The sequence below is a fragment of the Bordetella genomosp. 6 genome (assembly GCF_002119705.1).
GTDB classification, from domain to species: domain Bacteria; phylum Pseudomonadota; class Gammaproteobacteria; order Burkholderiales; family Burkholderiaceae_B; genus Bordetella; species Bordetella bronchiseptica_F.
Map to the genome: position 1 here is coordinate 3,569,521 of NZ_CP021107.1, position 15,654 is coordinate 3,585,174.

Here is a 15,654-nt window from a genome sequence, read left to right on the forward strand (position 1 = left end):
ATAAAGTCGAAAGGAGACATCATCATGTCTCGAAAACTAATGCGGGCCTTACCCGCTCTGGCGTTTGCCATATGCACAGGCGCCTCGGCCGCCGCCCCGGCGCCAACCGTCCTCCTGGGAGCCTCCATCCAGCTGACCGGCCCCGTCGCCAACACCGGACGCTACTACCGCGACGCCTACCAGATCGCGGTCGACCAGATCAACGCCGCCGGCGGCGTGCAGATCGGCGGCGTGGCCCACAAGCTGGCGCTCAAGATCTACGACAACCAGTCCGACGTGAACCTGAGCGTGCGCCAGTACACGCAGCTCGTCACCCAGGACAAGGTCAACCTGCTGCTGGGCCCCTTCGCCAGCAACTTCGCGCTGGCCGATTCGGCGGTCTCGGAAAAATACAAGGTGCCCATGGTCCAGGGCGGCGGCGCATCGGACCAGATCTTCGCGCGCAAATTCAAGTACATCTTCGGCACCCTGGCGCCGGCCAGCAATTACTTCGGCAGCACGGTCGACATGCTCAAGGCGCTCAAGCCCGCGCCGGCCAGCGTGGCGCTGCTGTACGCGGACGATGCGTTCGACGTGTCGGTTGCCCAGGGCACCCGCCCGCTGCTGAAATCGGCCGGCTTGAACGTGGCGATGGACGAGCGCTACAGCACCAACGCCACGGACTTCAACTCGCTGCTGTCGCAGATCAAAAGCAAGAAGGTCGACGCGGTGCTGGTGGCCGGGCACGAAACCGAAATCCTGAATTTCGTGCGCCAGGCCAAGAGCCTGGCCGTCGCCCCCAAGATGTATTCGTTCACGGTCGGCGTGCCCTCGGAAGACTTCCGCAAGGCGCTCGGCGCCGACGCGGACTATGCCTTCGGCATGACCGCATGGCTGCCTTCCGCGGCCCTGAAGGACCGCTGGTTCGGCGACGCCGAGCAGTTCGCCCGCGCCTACAAGGCGAAGTACGGCTATGACCCGGACTACCACGCGGCCTCGGGCGTGGCCGATGTCGAAGCCCTGGCGCACGCCATGGAAAGCGCCGGCAGCCTGGATCCGCGGAAGGTGCGCGACGCCCTGGCCAGGAGCCGCTTCGACAGCCTGTACGGCCCCATCTCGTTCAACGCGCAGGGGCAGATCGACCTGCCCCAGGTGGTGATCCAGGTGCAGGGCGACAGACTGGCCGAAGTCTACGGCGCCAAGGGGTTCATCACGCCGCCCAAGTACCCGATGCCGGCCTGGGACGCGCGCTAGGCGCGCGGACGGACCGGGAGAGCACGATGGATCTGCTGGCGCAAATCCTCGTCAACGGCGTCCTGCTGGGCGGGCTGTATGCCGTGATGGCGCAGGGCCTGGCGCTGGTGTGGGGCGTGCTGAATATCGTCAACCTGGCGCACGGCGCGTTCATCATGCTGGGCGCCTACGTCTCCTGGTATCTGTACACCGACCTGGGCGTGGACCCCTTCCTGGGCCTGCCGGCCACGGCCGCCGTGCTGTTCGCGCTGGGCTATGCCCTGCAGCGCGGGCTGCTCAACCTGGTGGTGCGCGCGCCCATGTTCAATACGCTGCTCCTCACCTTCGGCCTGGAGGTCGTGCTGACCTATCTGGCGCAACTGGCGTTCTCGGCCGACTTCCGCACCATCAACCCGCCCTACGCGGGCGACAGCTACGTTCTCGGCCCGGTGACGCTGCCCGTGGCGCGGCTGGCCGCCTTCGGCGTGGCGCTGGCGCTGACGCTGGGGATGTGGCTGTTCCTGCTGCACAGCCGCCTGGGCCGCGCCATCCGCGCCACCGCGCAGAACCTGGTCGCGGCGCGGCTGTACGGCGTGGAGCCGCGCCACCTCTATGCCGTCACGTTCGGACTGGGCCTGGCGCTGGCCGGCGCGGCCGGCGGACTGTACGGGACCGTCTCGCAGATCAATCCCTACATCGGCGCGACGCTGACCGCGAAGTGCTTCGCCATTTCCATCATCGGCGGCCTGGACAACCCCCTGGGCGTCATGGTGGGGGGGTTGTTCCTGGGCATCATCGAATCGCTCACCACGCTGTACGTGGGACCGACCTTCGCCGACGTGGCCAGCTTCGGCATCCTGGTGCTGGTGCTGTTCCTGCGGCCCGGCGGGCTGCTCGGCAGAGCGGCATGAAGGCCTGGCGCGCGATGCTGGCGCTGGCGGCGGTGGCGGCGCTGGCCGGCCTGCCCTGGTACGGCTCGGACGTCATGGTGCAGTTCGGCATCAATACCCTGCTGCTGGCCGTGCTGGCCCAGGGCTGGAACATCATCGGCGGATACACCGGCTACGCCTCCTTCGGCAATTCGGTCTTCTATGGACTGGGCAGCTATGGCGTGGCCATCGCCATGGTGCAATGGGAGCTGCCCTTCGCGGCGGGCCTGGTGTTCGGCGTGGCGCTTGCGCTGGCCTTCGCCCTGCTGCTGGGCATGCCGGTGCTGCGGCTGCGCGGCCATTACTTCGCCATCGCCACTCTGGCGCTGGCCCAGGTCATGACCGCCATCGTGTCCAACATCGAGCTGGCCGGCCAGAATATCGGCCTGGTGTTGCCGCCGCTGAACAACGACCCGCTGTTCTACGAACTGTCGCTGGCGCTGCTGGTGCTGGCGACCCTGACCGTGGCGTGGCTGACGCGCAGCAGGTTCGGCTTCGGCCTGATCGCGATCCGCGAGAACGAGGAAGGCGCAGCCGTCATGGGCGTGAACACCACGCTCTACAAGGTCGCCGCGTTCGCGCTGTCCGGCGTGTTCAGCGCGCTGGCCGGCGGCATCCATGCCTACTGGATCACCTTCCTGGACCCGGAAAGCGCCTTCGACATCGGCCTGAACGTCAAGATGATCATCATGGCCGTGTTCGGCGGCGCGGGCACCGTGCTCGGCCCCGTCGTGGGCGCCTTCTCGCTGTCGGCGATCTCGGAGCTCCTGTCCAGCGAGATCACCAGCGCCGCGGGCCTGTTCTTCGGCGTGGTGATCGTCGCGGCGGTGGTGCTCATGCCGCGCGGGCTGAGCGACCTGCTGCGCCGCTACCGGAAATCGGGCTGGCGCTACTTCATCGAAAACGTCCGGGCGCACAAGCTATGACGGCCATCCTCGAAATCCGCGACGTCACGCGGCGCTTCGCCGGCCTGGTCGCCGTGAACCAGGTCAGCTTCACGCTGGCCGAAGGCGAGATCCTGGGCCTGATCGGCCCCAACGGCGCCGGCAAGACCACCCTGATCAGCCTGATCAGCGGCACCCTGGCCCCCACCCACGGCGAAATCCTCTACCAGGGCAAGCCCATCGGCGCGCTGCCGGCCTATCGGCGGGCCAGGCTGGGTATCGGCCGCACCTTCCAGATCATGCGGCCCTTCCCGGGCCTGTCCGTGCTGGACAACGTCGCGGTCGGCGCGCTGTTCGGCCGCGGCGGCGGCCAGCCCGATCTCGCCAAGGCGCGCGAACAGGCGCGCGCCTGCCTGGATTTCGTCGGCCTGGGCCGCGCGGCCGGCCAGCGCGCCGAGGAACTGGGCGGGCCCGGCCGCAAGCGGCTGGAACTGGCCAAGGCGCTGGCCATGCAGCCGCGGGTGCTGCTGTGCGATGAAGTCATGGCGGGGCTGAACCTGGTCGAGATCGACGAGGTCATCGACGTGATCCGCAAGGTGCGCGCCGCCGGCATCAGCGTGCTGGTCATCGAACACGTCATCAAGGCCATCAAGAGCCTGTCGGACCGGCTGCTGGTCCTGCACCACGGCGAGAAGATCGCCGACGGCGAGCCCGACGTCGTCCTGGCCGACGCGGCAGTGGTGCGGGCCTACCTGGGAAGGCGGCGCACATGAACGACACCGCCGCGCCGCTGCTGACCGTGGAAGGCCTGAGCGCCGGCTACGGCGAGCTGCCCGTGCTGCACGACGTATCGCTCGAAGTGCGGCGCACCGAGATCGTCGCGCTGGTGGGCAGCAACGGCGCGGGCAAGACCACGCTGCTGCGCGCCCTGTCGCGCGTGCTACCCTGCACCGGCAGCATCGTGATGAACGGCCGCCAGCTGTCCCGGGCCAGCCCCGACCAGGCCTTCGCCGGCGGCATGGTGCAGGTGCCGGAAGGCCGCCAGCTGTTCGACCGCATGACGGTGCAGGACAATCTGCTGATGGGCGCCTACCGGCGCACCGCGCGCGCCGACATCGCGCGCGACCTGGACAAGGTCTATGGCCTTTTCCCGCGCCTGGCGCAGCGGCGCGGGCAGCTCGCCGGCAGCATGTCCGGCGGCGAACAGCAGATGTGCGCCATGGCGCGTGCGCTGATGGCCGCCCCCGTGCTCATGATGATCGACGAAATGAGCCTGGGCCTGGCGCCGGTGGTGGTCGACCGGCTGATGGCGGTGCTGGCCGACATACGGCGCGAAGGCGTGACGACGCTGCTGGTCGAACAGGACATCCACCTCGCCCTGTCGACCGCCGACCGCGGCTATGTCATGGAGACGGGCCGCATCGTGCACAGCGGCCCGGCCAGCGCGCTGCTGACCGATCCCAAGGTCCGCCAGGCGTACCTGGGAATCTGAACGCACAGTCCGCCGGACGGCCTGCCGCTCACGGCTTCGTGACCAGCGGGCAGGCGCTGTCGGCCAGCGTCTGGAACGCCTGGTCGGCGGGCACCGTCGTCAGCACCTTGTAGTAATCCCACGCACGCTGGGACTCGCCGGGCTTCTTGACCTCGACCAGGTACATGTCGTGCATGACCTGGCCATCCTCGCGAACGCGCCCGTTCTCGATATTCATGTCGCGCACCGGAAGTTCGCGCATCTTGGCGGCCACCGCCACCGCGTCGTCCGTCTTGGCGGCCTCCACCGCCTTCAGGTAATGGCGCACCGCGGAATACACGCCGGCCTGCGTCATGGACGGCATGGCCTTGCGGCTCGCGAAGAACTTCTCGGCCCAGGCCCGTGAATCCGGCGTGCGGTCCCAATAGAATGCCGTCACGAACTGCAGGCCCTGGGCGGCCTGCAGGCCCATGCTGTGCACATCGGTGATGAACACCGCCGGCGCGGCCAGCGCCTGGCCGGGCGTGATGCCGAATTCGTTGGCCTGCTTCACCGTGGACGTCATGTCGCTGCCGGCGGCTGCCGTCACGATCAGCTTGGCTTTCGAGGCCTGCGCCTGCAGCAGATACGAACTCAGGTCGAACGAATTCAACGGAAAACGCACCTCGCCCAGCACCTTGCCACCGTTCTCCGCCACGGCCTTGCGCACGTCATTGGCGAAGGCGTGGCCGAAGGTATAGTCCACCGTCAGCAGGAATACCGAATCCATGCCCCGGCTGGCCAGCAGGCGCGCCAGGCCGTAGCCGTTGCTGTAGCTGTTGTAGACCCACTGCGTCGAGAACGGGCTGCAGGCCTTGCCGGTGAAATCGGACGACCCCGCCGCCACCAGCGTGATCTTCTTGCGCTCGTTGGCCAGGCCCTGCACCGCGAACCCGACGCTCGAGTTGGAGAAGTCCGCGACCGCGTCGACGCCTTCCCGGTCGAACCAGGCGCGCGCGATGCCGGCGCCGATATCGGCCTTGTTCTGGTGGTCGGCCCAGACCAGCTCGATCTTCTTGCCCAGCACCTGGCCGCCGAACTCCTCGATCGCCATGCGCGCCGCCTGTACCGAGCCCGCGCCGGCCAGATCGGCATACAGGCCCGACTGGTCGTTGAGAATCCCGATCTTGACGACGTCGCCGGACACCTGCGCGCCGGCGGGCGATGCGCATAGCGCGCCGGCGAGCATGGCGAGCGCGGCGGCGGATTTCATGGATGCTTTCTTGTTCACAGACATGTGGAATCCTCGATGGAAAAGGGAAACAGCAGGCAAGCCGCGGCACGGCCGTGTGCCTGGCGATGAAGGAAAAAAAGCGCTCATTTGCCGGACCACGCGTCCGAATGCACGACAAAGCTGCCCGGCGCATGGCGCGGCGCCAGGGCCGGCTTGCCGGGCCTGGCGGCCATGCGGGCGCGCCATGCCTCGAACTCGCCGACCAGTCCGCGCCGGAAGATCATCACGACAGTGACCAGGACCGCCCCCTGGATGACCATGACCCACTCTCCGAGCGGCGCCAGGTAGTACTGCATGGCGAGAATGAGCACGGCGCCGACCAGCGGCCCGATGATCGTCCCCATGCCGCCCACCAGCACCATCAGGACCACCTCGGTGCTGATGTGCCAGCCCACGTCGGTCAGCGAAGCCAGCTGGAAAACCAGCACCTTCGTGCCGCCGGCCAGGCCGGTGAGCGCCGCCGAGATGACGAAGGCCAGCAGCTTGTGGCGATTGACCTTGTAGCCCAGGGATATGGCGCGCGGCTCGTTGTCGCGGATGGCCTTGGCCACCTCGCCGAACGGCGAATGGATCGCCCGGTGATAGACCGCCACCGCCGCCAGGAAAATGGCGAGCACCACGACATAGAGCGTCCAGTCGTCGGCGGTGTCGAACAGCCCGAGGATGACGGGCCGCGGCACGTTCTGCAGGCCGTCCTCGCCGCCGGTGAACGGCGCCTGCAGACAGAAGAAATAAACCATCTGGGCCAGGGCCAGCGTGATCATCGCGAAGTAGATGCCTTGCCTGCGGATGGCGATCGATCCCGCGATGAAGCCCAGCGCCGCGCAGCCAAGCACCGCGGCCGGCAGCGCGGCCTCGAACGGCCAGCCCCACGCCTTGAGCGTATGCGCCGTGATGTAGGCGGACATGCCGAAGAACATGGAATGGCCCAGCGACAGCAGGCCGGCGTAGCCGACCAGCAGATTGACGGCGCAGGCGAAGATCGCGAAGCACATGACCTTCATGAGGAAGATCGGATAGACGATGGCCGGCGCCACCATGGCGCACGCCAGCAGGACGAGCATCGGGCGCAGCATCGGAGAGGTATCTTTTTTCATGGTGGTTTCACTTCGCCTTGCCGAACAGGCCCGTCGGCTTGATGAGCAGCACGATGATCATCACGAGGAAGATCACGGTCGCCGACGCCTGCGGGTAGAAGAGTTTGGTCAGGCCTTCGATGGCGCCCAGCGAGAAGCCGGTCAGGATCGAACCCAGGATCGAGCCCATGCCGCCGATCACCACCACGGCAAAAACCAGGATGACGAGGTTGGAGCCCATCAGCGGGCTGACCTGGTAGATCGGCGCCGCCATGACGCCCGCCAGGCCGGCCAGCCCGGCGCCGAACGCGTAGGTCAGCGTCAGCAGCACGGGAACCTTGATGCCGAAGGCGCGCACCATGTCCGGATTCTCGGTCGCCGCCCGCAGATAGCTGCCCAGCCGCGTCTTCTCGATCAGCAGCCAGATGGCCAGGCAGACGAGCAGCGAAGCCGCCACGACCCAGGCGCGGTAATACGGCAGGAACATGAAGCCCAGGTCCATGCCGCCGGGGATGACATTGGGATACGGCAGCCCGGACGAGCCGAAGCTCTTGCGAAACAGCCCCTCGACCATCAGCATCAGGCCGAACGTCAGCAGCATGCCGTAGAGATGGTCGAGGCGGTAGAGGTGCCGCAGGAACAGGCGCTCGACGAACACGGCGCCGATCGCCACGACCAGCGGCGCCACCAGCAGGGCGACCCAATAGCTCAGGCCCGCCCACGCCAGCAGCATCCAGGCGATGAAGGCCCCCACCATGAACTGGGCGCCGTGCAGGAAGTTGATCACGTTGAGCAGCCCGAAAATGATCGCCAGGCCCAGGCTCAGCATGGCGTAGAAGGCGCCGTTCATCAGCCCCATCAGCAACTGGCCCATGAACGCGTTGCTCGGAATGCCGAGGATGGATTCGATGCCCATGGTTCAAACACTCAGGTAGGCGCTCAGCCGAGCGCTCTTGCTTGCGATTTCGGCATTGGAAAAGGCGTCGATCACCTCTCCATGCTCGACGACGTAATGCCGGTCCGCGACGCTGGTGGCGAAACTGACGTTCTGCTCCACCAGCAGGATGGAGATGCCGCGGTCCTTCAGCTTGCGGATGGTCAGGCCGATCTGCTCGATGATCACCGGGGCCAGCCCTTCGCTCGGCTCGTCGAGCAGCAGCAGGGTCGCGCCGGTGCGCAGGATGCGGCCGATCGCCAGCATCTGCTGCTCGCCGCCCGACAGCTTCGTCCCCGGGCTTTTCAGGCGCTCGGCCAGGTTCGGAAACAGCGCCAGGATCTCCGGCACCGTCATCCCGCCCGCGCGCACGACCGGCGGAAGCATCAGGTTCTCCTGGACGCTCAGGCCCGAGAAGATCGCCCGCTCTTCGGGACACAAGGCGATGCCCGAGCGGGCGATCGCCTCCGGCGCGAGCCCCATCAGCTCGCGTCCCTCGAACCGCACGCAGCCGCGCCGCCTGGCGAGCAGGCCCATGATGGCGCGCAGCGTCGTGGTCTTGCCGGCGCCGTTGCGGCCCAGCAGCGTCACGACTTCGCCGCGCCCCACCGTGAGGGCCATGCCGTGCAGCACCTGGCTTTCGCCATACTGGGCGTGCAGATCGCTGACCTGCAGATGCGTCTCAGGCATGGGCCCCTCCCATGTAGGCGGCGATGACCTCGGGATTGTTCGACACCGCTTCATACGAGCCCTCCGCGAGCACTTCGCCGCGGCACAGCACCGTGATGGTGTCGGCCAGCCGCGCGACCACGCCCAGGTTGTGCTCCACCATCAGCACGGTCCGCCCCTTGGCGACTTTCTGGATGAGCGTGGCGACCGTCTCGATGTCCTCCCGGCCCATGCCCGCCATCGGTTCATCGAGCAGCAGCACATCCGGCTCCAGCGCCAGCGTCGTCGCCAGCTCCAGCGCGCGCTTGCGTCCGTACGACAGCAATCCCGCCGGCTCGTCGCGCCGCTCGGCCAGGCCCACCGACTCCAGCAGGCGGTCCACCTGCTCGTCGAGGACGCGCAGGCTGGCCAGCGGCTTCCAGAAGTGCCAGGACGTGCCCAGCTTGCGCTGCAATGCGACCCGTACGTTCTCGCCCAGCGTCAGCTTGGGGAAAATCGCCGAAATCTGGAACGAGCGCACCAGCCCGCGGCGGGCGATGTCCTCCGGCGCCGCGCGCGTAATGTCGCTGCCCTGGTAGTAGATGCGCCCCGAGCTGGGTTGCAGGAACTTGCTGAGCAGGTTGAAACAGGTTGTCTTGCCCGCGCCGTTCGGACCGATCAGCGCGTGGATGGTTTGCGCGCGCACACGCAGATCGACGTTGTTGACGGCGGTGAATCCGCCGAATGCCTTCGTCAGCCCCTGGGCAACCAGCACATGGCCGTGCGCGGCGGTCATTGCGTGAGCTTCGCCATCCCGGGCATGGGCCGGGGAAGCGCTCTCATCTGGTTTGGCAATGTGTTCCACAACATCTGTCTCCGTCTTGTCATCGTATTTTTTGCGGCGGCCGGGCCTGGCGCCGGGAAGCGCTGGGTTCGACGCGTCTTGAATTGAATAAAAGTTATATTCAAGGCGGCACCAGGACCCGCAGCGCCCAGCCAGCGGCTGGGGCTGTTATTGAATTTGCGTTGATTCTAGGCCGCTCTCAAGAGGCTGAATATTGAAAGCTGCTCATACAGATATAACCAGCAGCTAATCCATAACATTGCGGCCGCGACACCGCCGGCCTGGGCCCGCGCGCATCAATCCACGCGGCGGGCGCCAAGGTCGGGCGCGACATACTGGTCGTAGATCGCCTGCGCATAGGCATAGCGCATTTCCGCGCCCCATCGCACGAACTGCAGGCAGCGTTGCTGCAGCCCGGGCGTGGTCGCCCCATCGAGCACGATCCGGTAGCCGCGCTCGGCGTGCGCGCCATCCGAAGTGATCCGCAGGGCGAAAAAGGCGACCTCATGTTCGCTGAACCCATAGACGCGCGGGTCGCGCAGCGGAACGATCTGCCTGGCGTAGATCTGCGGAACCTGCGAGGCCAGGCCGACCAGCAAGGCGGCCGTCGCCACCACGGGGGACTCGCGGATCGCCGTGGCGTAGCACCATGCCTGCATGCCGCGGGTGATCGGATTGCAGGCCTGCGGGGATTCGACCCGTTCGCGCGTCGTGCCGCACGCCTCGGCGAAACGGATCAGCAGGTCCGTGTGGGAAACATTGGCCTCGCCTTCCTGCAGATGCCGGAACTCGTACATGCTCTGCAGCAGGAGGTCCTTGACCCCGTCCTGCTCGTCGCGGGCATTGTTGTAGATGTACCCGAGGTAGTCCGCGAAAGGGCCGACGTAGTGATAGTGGTTCTCGGCCCAACGGGCGAAATGATGGCGTTGCAGCGTCCCGTCCATCCACGCCTGGCTGAATGCCGCCTTCGCCGAGGCCTTGCCCACGATGGCTTCCTGCAGCGCAGCGCGGAAATCGTTCTTCGAAAGAAGAGCGGTCATTTCTTCCTCCTGCCTTCGTTGTTTTACGTGAGGAAGCGGGCGGCGCCCGCGGACGCCGCCCGCCCTTGCGGCGCCTAGAGATCGATGCGCTCGGCCTCGACCGCCGCGCGCTTGTCCATATTGAAGCGCTTGTCATAGATCACCCGCCCGCCGGTGGTGGGGCCGGGGTATTGCACGATGAACATCACGCCGCCGGACTCGGTATGCAGCTCGGGCTCGCAATGCGGGTCTCCATGCTGCAGCACGGTGCCGGGCCCGCACTTGACGCCGCCGATGGTGAATTCGCCTTCCAGGATGTACCAGACCTGGGCGAAATCGTGCCGGTGCCACGGGTGGTAGGCGCCGGGCTCCAGGCGCAGCAGGCCGGCATTGGGCAGCGTCGGATCTTCCGGCGTCGGGTGGCTGAGCATCTTGCCCGTTTCGCCCGGCCAGCGAATGGTTTCCCATTCCATGTCATCGACGTGCATGATCCGCGGAGGCGGATCGTTGGTGGTGGCCTTGCCTTGCTTGTCGTTCTGCTTGCTTGCGCTCATGTCATCCTCCATACCAGTCAAAAATGCAGCAGTCAGGCTGCGTTCAATCGGTGCAGGGTCTCGTGCGCGGCGCGGCCATGGAACGGCCGCGCCATCGCTCAGCCCTGCTGCATGCGCCCATCGCGCAAACGCCACAATGCAAGCGGATTGCCGTCCTGCAATGCCGCGGGCATCAGCTCGCTCGGGAAATCCTGGTAGCAGAGCGGGCGCAGGAACCGGTCGATGGCGCTGGCGCCCACCGACGTCGCCCGGGCATTCGATGTCGAGGGAAACGGCCCGCCGTGCACCATCGCATGGGAGACTTCGACGCCTGTAGGATACCCGTTGGCGATCAGGCGCCCGGCCTTTTTCTCCAGGATGGGCAACAGCCGCCCGACCTCGTCCCGGTCGCTGTCCTCGAAATGCAGGGTCGCTGTCAGCTGGCCTTCCAGCGACTCGGCCAGGCGGCGCAACTGCGGCCAGTCGCGGCAATAGACGACCACGGACGCCGGCCCGAAGATCTCCTCGCGATGCAAGGCGGCGGCCATGAAGTCGTCGGCATCGATCGCAAAAAGCGCCGGCCTGGCGCTGCACGGCAAGGGGCCGCGCGCCGGCGGCAAGACCTGCTCCACGCCGGGTTCGTCCAGGCGGCGCTCGAGCGCCGCGCCGTATGCCCTGGCGATGCCCGCGGTCAGCATGGTTTGCGGCGCCTTGCCGCCCAGCGCCTGCGCCAGTTCGCCCACGAAGCCCCTGGCCGCATCGCCATCGAGCAGCACGACCAAGCCGGGATTGGTGCAGAACTGCCCGGCCCCCAGGGCGATCGAATCGGCCAGCCCGGCCGCCAGCGCCGGCGCGCGCCTGGCCAGCGCGCCAGGCAGCACGAAAAAGGGGTTGATGCTGCTCATTTCCGCATACACCGCAATAGGCTCCTTGCGCCGGGCGGCCACGTCGGCCAGCGCCAGGCCGCCCTGCCGCGAGCCGGTGAACCCCACCGCCTTGATGGCGGGATGGGCCACCAGGCTGGCGCCCACCTCGGCGCCCGGTCCGACCAGCAGCGAAAACACGCCCTCCGGCATATCGCACTCGATGCCTGCCTGCCGCACGGCCCGCGCAACCAGTTCGGACGTCCCCAGGTGCGCGCTGTGGGCCTTGACGACCACCGGACAGCCGGCGGCGAGCGCCGAGGCGGTATCGCCTCCCGCCACGGAAAATGCCAGGGGAAAGTTGCTGGCGCCGAAGACCGCCACGGGCCCCACGGGCGCCTTGACCATGCGCAGGTCCGGCCGCGGGGCCGGCTGGCGATCGGGCTGCGGGCTGTCCAGCGTGGCGTGCAACCAATGCCCGCTGCGGACTACCGCCGCGAACAGCCTGAGCTGGCCGACCGTCCTGGCCCGTTCGCCTTCCAGGCGCGCGCGCGGCAGCCCCGTCTCGCTGTGCGCGCGCTGGATCAGTTCGTCGCCGATATGTTCGATGTTGGTCGCGATGCGCTCCAGGAAATCCGCCCTGGCCCGCAGCGGCAGCGCCTGGTAGCGGTCGAACGCCCGCGCCGCGAGATCGCAGGCGGCATCGACCAGCCCCCGGGTGGCCGACGAGAACGCCGGCTCGATCTCGCGGTTCTCGTTGGGATCGAAGGCGTAGAGCCGTGGCCCGTCGCCGGCCACCATGTCGCGCCCTATGATCATTTCGCCGCTGATTGTCATGTCCAGTCCCCCTCCATCGTGAGCCATGGCTGCCTGGCGCTCAAAACGCGGCGTCGAGCATCCGCGCATAGTCTTCGGCCGAAGCCTCCCGGGGGCTGGTCTTGTGGCTGTGGTCCTTGAGCGCGCCCTCGACGATCCGGGCAAACCGCTCGCGGGCAACCCCCACCTGCCCCAGGGACGTGGGCAGGCCCAGCCTGGCGGTCAGCTTGGCCACCGCGCCGGCCACCGCGTCGCCGCCGGCCAGCCCGATCGCCGCGGCGATCCGGTCCAGCTTGCGCTCCCGCGCCATCGTGGGCGCCGGCGCGTTGAACTCGATGACTGCCGGCAGCAGGATCGCGTTCAGCGTGCCGTGATGCAGGCGCGGATCGATCCCCCCGAGCGAATGGCTCAGGCTGTGCACGCAGCCCAGGCCTTTCTGGAATGCCAGCGCGCCCTGCATGCTGGCGCTCATCATGTTCATGCGCGCATCGCGGTCGCCCGGCTCGTTGGTGGCGCGCTCGATATGGCGCCAGGCCCGGGCCAGGCCATCGAGCGCGATGCCGTCGGCCGGCGGGTTGAACAGCGGGGACATGAACGTCTCCAGGCAATGCGCGATGGCGTCCATGCCGGTCGCCGCGGTCAAGGCCGGCGGCAATCGCAACGTCAGGTCCGGATCGCAGATCGCCGTGCGCGGCACCACGAACGGCGAAATCACCCCGACCTTGCGGCCATCGTCGAGAATCAGGATCGCGCCGCGCCCGACCTCGCTGCCCGTGCCGGCCGTCGTCGGAACGGCGATGACCGGCGCGGCGGCGGCCGTGATATGGCTCAGCCCGCCCTCGATCACGGCGAAGCGCTTCAACGGTCCCTCGTGCGTGGCGCACACGGCCACGCCCTTGGCCAGGTCGATGGACGAGCCGCCGCCAAGGGCGATGATGCCGTCGCAGTCGTGCGCGCCGAACATCGCGACCGCCTGGCGCACAGCCTCCTCGTTCGGGTTCGGCGGCGTCGCGTCGAAGACCGGCACCGCGTCCGCCCGGCCCAGATGCGACAGGGCCTCATCCAGTATGCCGGCGGCGCGTATGCCCTGGTCCGTGACCACCATGGGGCGCTTGATCCCGATGCGATCGCACTCGGCCTGCAGCAGGCGCACCGCGCCGAAGTCGAACTGAATGTGGGTGAGATATTGGATGAGCGCCATCTGAATTGAGAGAAAGTTATAATTGAAGCGACACCGGGACAGACCGCCCGCGCCGGCGCCTCCCGCCAGCAGGGCCGCGCCCGCTCTATGAAGGCATTCTAGGGCTGCCCGGGGGGAATGAATATTGAAAGCTGCTCATACAGCTATAACTAAAAGGCAATTCATGACGCCCTCGTTGACGTCCATCGTTTCCCGCCTGCACATCAAGCACCTGCGCCTGCTGCTGGCGATCTACGAGCACGGCTCGCTGCTGGGCGCGGCCAAGGAAGTGTCGATCAGCCAGCCCGGGGCCAGCAAGGCGCTGCAGGAAATCGAAACCACCTTCGGCGCGGCGCTCTTCGTGCGCACCAACCGCGGCCTGGAAGCCAACGACCTGGGGCTGTGCGTGGTGCGCTACGCGCGCATGATCTACACCGACCTGGGCCACCTTCGCAATGAGCTGGACGCGATCCAGAAAGGCGACGGCGGCCGGGTGGCGGTGGGCTCCATCATGGGAGCCATACCGCTGCTGACGGACGCCGTTTCGGACTTGATGCAGACCCACCCCGGCATGTCGGTGGAGATCGTCGAGGACACCAGCGCCGAGCTGCTCAGCCTGCTCGACAGCGGCCGGCTGGACCTGGCGATATGCCGCACGGTGGTCACCAAATCGCCCGAGCTATACGAAAGCGAAATGCTGCAGCCCGAGGAATTGCGGGTGATCGCCAGCATCGGCAGCCCGCTGGCGCTCGCCGACGGACTGACCCTCCAGGACCTTGCCCAGTGCAAATGGATCGTCTACCGCGCCAACATGCCGATGCGCATTCTGCTTGAACGGGAGTTCTACGATGCCGGCATCCGGTTTCCGACCAACCTGCTGGAAACCACCTCGCCGTTCGCCACGCTGGCCCTGCTGCGCAGGAACTCGTCCTTCGTCGCGCTGGCCTCGACCGACGTCGCTTCCTTTTTCGCCCGCAACGGCCTGGTCAGCATTCTTCCTTTCCAGTTCAGCTTGCGCAGCGAGCCCTATGAACTGGTGCGCCGCCGCGGCTCGCTGATGTCGATCGGCGCCCGCCTGCTGAAGGAGCGCCTGTTGCAGCGGCAGGATCACCAGGCCGATTGATGCCCCGGGGCGGGGCCTACCATTCATCGCGCTCTTCGTGCTATAGGTTTAGCCCCCCGCCGAACGAGGAGTTTCCATGTCCGAGAAAGCAAAGCAGGCATGCGGCTGCCTGCGGCATCAATTTCCGCTCGATGAAAAGGCAGTCTTGCGTCTATCCCGCCGGAGGCTGTTGAGCGCTGGCCTGATGGCCGGCATGGCCGGCGGGCTGGGCATCGGCTCGCTCGCCCAGGCGCAAAGCACGCTCACGCCCGATCAGGCCCTGGAGAAACTTCGGCAGGGCAATGAGCGCTTCGCCCGCCGCGCCATGACCTCGTTCCAGGAAGACCTGGACATTCTGCAGCGTCGGACGGCCCAGAAGCAGGAGCCGTTCGCCGCCGTCCTGGCGTGCGCCGACTCCAGAATGCCGGTCGAGCTCGTCTTCGACCAATCGATCGGACAGGTCTTCGTCACCCGCGTGGCGGGGAACATCGCCACCCCCGCCGTCATCGCCAGCCTGGAATACAGCGCCGCGATCCTGGGCGTCAAGGCAATGGTCGTCCTGGGGCACGTCGATTGCGGCGCGGTCAAGGCCGCGGCCGCGAACACGGGCGCGCCCGGGCAGATCAGCGCGCTCTACCCCTATATCCGTCCGGCGATCAACGCCAGTTCGCCCACCGACCTGGCCGAAATGACAAGACAGAACGCCATCAACCAGGCGCGGCTGCTGCGCTCGGCCTCGCCCGTGCTGGCAAGACTGGCCGACGAGGGGGCGCTGCGGATCCTGCCGGCGCTCTACGACGTGGCCGATGGGCGCGTAAGCTGGCTTTAGGATCAGGCCGGATGGGGCGATGCCGGCATCGCCCCATCCGG

16 protein-coding genes are annotated in these 15,654 nt (G+C 67.2%); 7 read left to right on the top strand and 9 right to left on the bottom strand.

The annotated features are described in order from the left end of the window. Positions 1 to 24: 24 nt before the first annotated feature. From CAL11_RS16750 to CAL11_RS16770, 5 genes are read left to right on the top strand one after another with little or no spacing between them, the layout of a single operon-like run. Positions 25 to 1,233 (top strand): amino acid ABC transporter substrate-binding protein, encoded by a 1,209-nt coding sequence (locus tag CAL11_RS16750; protein WP_086094607.1) that lies wholly within the window; start codon positions 25 to 27, stop codon positions 1,231 to 1,233. A gap of 26 nt (positions 1,234 to 1,259) precedes the next feature. After that, entirely contained in the window at positions 1,260 to 2,123 is an 864-nt protein-coding gene (locus tag CAL11_RS16755; RefSeq protein ID WP_086093573.1) for a branched-chain amino acid ABC transporter permease, read from the top strand. Then, positions 2,120 to 3,067 carry a branched-chain amino acid ABC transporter permease gene (locus tag CAL11_RS16760; protein WP_086093574.1) on the top strand — a complete coding sequence of 316 codons (948 nt, stop codon included), beginning with the start codon at positions 2,120 to 2,122 and terminating at the stop codon, positions 3,065 to 3,067. The genes CAL11_RS16755 and CAL11_RS16760 overlap by 4 nt, the downstream gene beginning before the upstream one ends. Beyond that, complete coding sequence (locus tag CAL11_RS16765; protein WP_086093575.1) at positions 3,064 to 3,798, top strand: ABC transporter ATP-binding protein; 735 nt, start codon at positions 3,064 to 3,066, stop codon at positions 3,796 to 3,798. Before CAL11_RS16760 ends, CAL11_RS16765 begins: the two co-directional genes overlap by 4 nt. Further along, the gene (locus tag CAL11_RS16770; protein ID WP_086093576.1) at positions 3,795 to 4,517 is read left to right on the top strand and encodes an ABC transporter ATP-binding protein; all 723 of its coding nucleotides are present in this window, start codon (positions 3,795 to 3,797) and stop codon (positions 4,515 to 4,517) included. The genes CAL11_RS16765 and CAL11_RS16770 overlap by 4 nt, the downstream gene beginning before the upstream one ends. Before the next feature lie 28 nt (positions 4,518 to 4,545). On the opposite strand, the gene CAL11_RS16775 is transcribed toward CAL11_RS16770, so the two are convergent. The 9 genes from CAL11_RS16775 to CAL11_RS16815 form a co-directional block, all read right to left on the bottom strand. Then, positions 4,546 to 5,748, bottom strand: coding sequence for an ABC transporter substrate-binding protein (locus CAL11_RS16775; RefSeq protein WP_167382523.1), 1,203 nt, complete (start codon positions 5,746 to 5,748; stop codon positions 4,546 to 4,548). A 104-nt stretch (positions 5,749 to 5,852) separates the two neighbouring features. Continuing rightward, the gene (locus CAL11_RS16780; RefSeq protein WP_086093578.1) at positions 5,853 to 6,866 is read right to left on the bottom strand and encodes a branched-chain amino acid ABC transporter permease; all 1,014 of its coding nucleotides are present in this window, start codon (positions 6,864 to 6,866) and stop codon (positions 5,853 to 5,855) included. 7 nt (positions 6,867 to 6,873) lie between these two features. After that, complete coding sequence (locus CAL11_RS16785; protein WP_086093579.1) at positions 6,874 to 7,761, bottom strand: branched-chain amino acid ABC transporter permease; 888 nt, start codon at positions 7,759 to 7,761, stop codon at positions 6,874 to 6,876. Positions 7,762 to 7,764: 3 nt separating this feature from the next. After that, the gene (locus CAL11_RS16790) at positions 7,765 to 8,469 is read right to left on the bottom strand and encodes an ABC transporter ATP-binding protein (RefSeq protein WP_086093580.1); all 705 of its coding nucleotides are present in this window, start codon (positions 8,467 to 8,469) and stop codon (positions 7,765 to 7,767) included. Continuing rightward, complete coding sequence (locus CAL11_RS16795) at positions 8,462 to 9,292, bottom strand: ABC transporter ATP-binding protein (protein ID WP_086093581.1); 831 nt, start codon at positions 9,290 to 9,292, stop codon at positions 8,462 to 8,464. The genes CAL11_RS16790 and CAL11_RS16795 overlap by 8 nt, the downstream gene beginning before the upstream one ends. 275 nt (positions 9,293 to 9,567) lie before the next feature. Continuing rightward, the gene (locus CAL11_RS16800; RefSeq protein WP_086093582.1) at positions 9,568 to 10,311 is read right to left on the bottom strand and encodes a TenA family transcriptional regulator; all 744 of its coding nucleotides are present in this window, start codon (positions 10,309 to 10,311) and stop codon (positions 9,568 to 9,570) included. Between the two features lie 74 nt (positions 10,312 to 10,385). Further along, positions 10,386 to 10,844, bottom strand: a complete 459-nt coding sequence (locus CAL11_RS16805) for a cupin domain-containing protein (RefSeq protein WP_086094608.1) — start codon at positions 10,842 to 10,844, stop codon at positions 10,386 to 10,388. A 98-nt stretch (positions 10,845 to 10,942) separates the two neighbouring features. After that, positions 10,943 to 12,523 (bottom strand): aldehyde dehydrogenase (NADP(+)), encoded by a 1,581-nt coding sequence (locus tag CAL11_RS16810; protein WP_086093583.1) that lies wholly within the window; start codon positions 12,521 to 12,523, stop codon positions 10,943 to 10,945. Positions 12,524 to 12,563: 40 nt separating this feature from the next. Next, the gene (locus CAL11_RS16815; protein WP_086093584.1) at positions 12,564 to 13,703 is read right to left on the bottom strand and encodes an iron-containing alcohol dehydrogenase; all 1,140 of its coding nucleotides are present in this window, start codon (positions 13,701 to 13,703) and stop codon (positions 12,564 to 12,566) included. Positions 13,704 to 13,866: 163 nt separating this feature from the next. Between CAL11_RS16815 and CAL11_RS16820 the strand changes: the two genes are divergently transcribed. Continuing rightward, the gene (locus CAL11_RS16820; protein ID WP_086093585.1) at positions 13,867 to 14,805 is read left to right on the top strand and encodes a LysR family transcriptional regulator; all 939 of its coding nucleotides are present in this window, start codon (positions 13,867 to 13,869) and stop codon (positions 14,803 to 14,805) included. 169 nt (positions 14,806 to 14,974) lie between these two features. Further along, positions 14,975 to 15,613: a carbonic anhydrase gene (locus tag CAL11_RS16825; protein WP_244172823.1), complete on the top strand. Its 639-nt coding sequence runs from the start codon at positions 14,975 to 14,977 to the stop codon at positions 15,611 to 15,613. Positions 15,614 to 15,654 lie beyond the last annotated feature (41 nt).

Excerpts from the sequence above, each read along its gene's own strand:
- CAL11_RS16780 (WP_086093578.1), bottom strand. The coding sequence starts at position 6,866 with ATGAAAAAAGATACCTCTCCGATGCTGCGCCCGATGCTCGTCCTGCTG.
- CAL11_RS16785 (WP_086093579.1), bottom strand. The coding sequence starts at position 7,761 with ATGGGCATCGAATCCATCCTCGGCATTCCGAGCAACGCGTTCATGGGC.
- CAL11_RS16805 (WP_086094608.1), bottom strand. The coding sequence starts at position 10,844 with ATGAGCGCAAGCAAGCAGAACGACAAGCAAGGCAAGGCCACCACCAAC.
- CAL11_RS16750 (WP_086094607.1), top strand. The coding sequence starts at position 25 with ATGTCTCGAAAACTAATGCGGGCCTTACCCGCTCTGGCGTTTGCCATA.
- CAL11_RS16775 (WP_167382523.1), bottom strand. The coding sequence starts at position 5,748 with ATGAAATCCGCCGCCGCGCTCGCCATGCTCGCCGGCGCGCTATGCGCA.
- CAL11_RS16765 (WP_086093575.1), top strand. The coding sequence starts at position 3,064 with ATGACGGCCATCCTCGAAATCCGCGACGTCACGCGGCGCTTCGCCGGC.
- CAL11_RS16770 (WP_086093576.1), top strand. The coding sequence starts at position 3,795 with ATGAACGACACCGCCGCGCCGCTGCTGACCGTGGAAGGCCTGAGCGCC.
- CAL11_RS16820 (WP_086093585.1), top strand. The coding sequence starts at position 13,867 with ATGACGCCCTCGTTGACGTCCATCGTTTCCCGCCTGCACATCAAGCAC.
- CAL11_RS16800 (WP_086093582.1), bottom strand. The coding sequence starts at position 10,311 with ATGACCGCTCTTCTTTCGAAGAACGATTTCCGCGCTGCGCTGCAGGAA.
- CAL11_RS16810 (WP_086093583.1), bottom strand. The coding sequence starts at position 12,523 with ATGACAATCAGCGGCGAAATGATCATAGGGCGCGACATGGTGGCCGGC.
- CAL11_RS16760 (WP_086093574.1), top strand. The coding sequence starts at position 2,120 with ATGAAGGCCTGGCGCGCGATGCTGGCGCTGGCGGCGGTGGCGGCGCTG.
- CAL11_RS16790 (WP_086093580.1), bottom strand. The coding sequence starts at position 8,469 with ATGCCTGAGACGCATCTGCAGGTCAGCGATCTGCACGCCCAGTATGGC.
- CAL11_RS16815 (WP_086093584.1), bottom strand. The coding sequence starts at position 13,703 with ATGGCGCTCATCCAATATCTCACCCACATTCAGTTCGACTTCGGCGCG.
- CAL11_RS16755 (WP_086093573.1), top strand. The coding sequence starts at position 1,260 with ATGGATCTGCTGGCGCAAATCCTCGTCAACGGCGTCCTGCTGGGCGGG.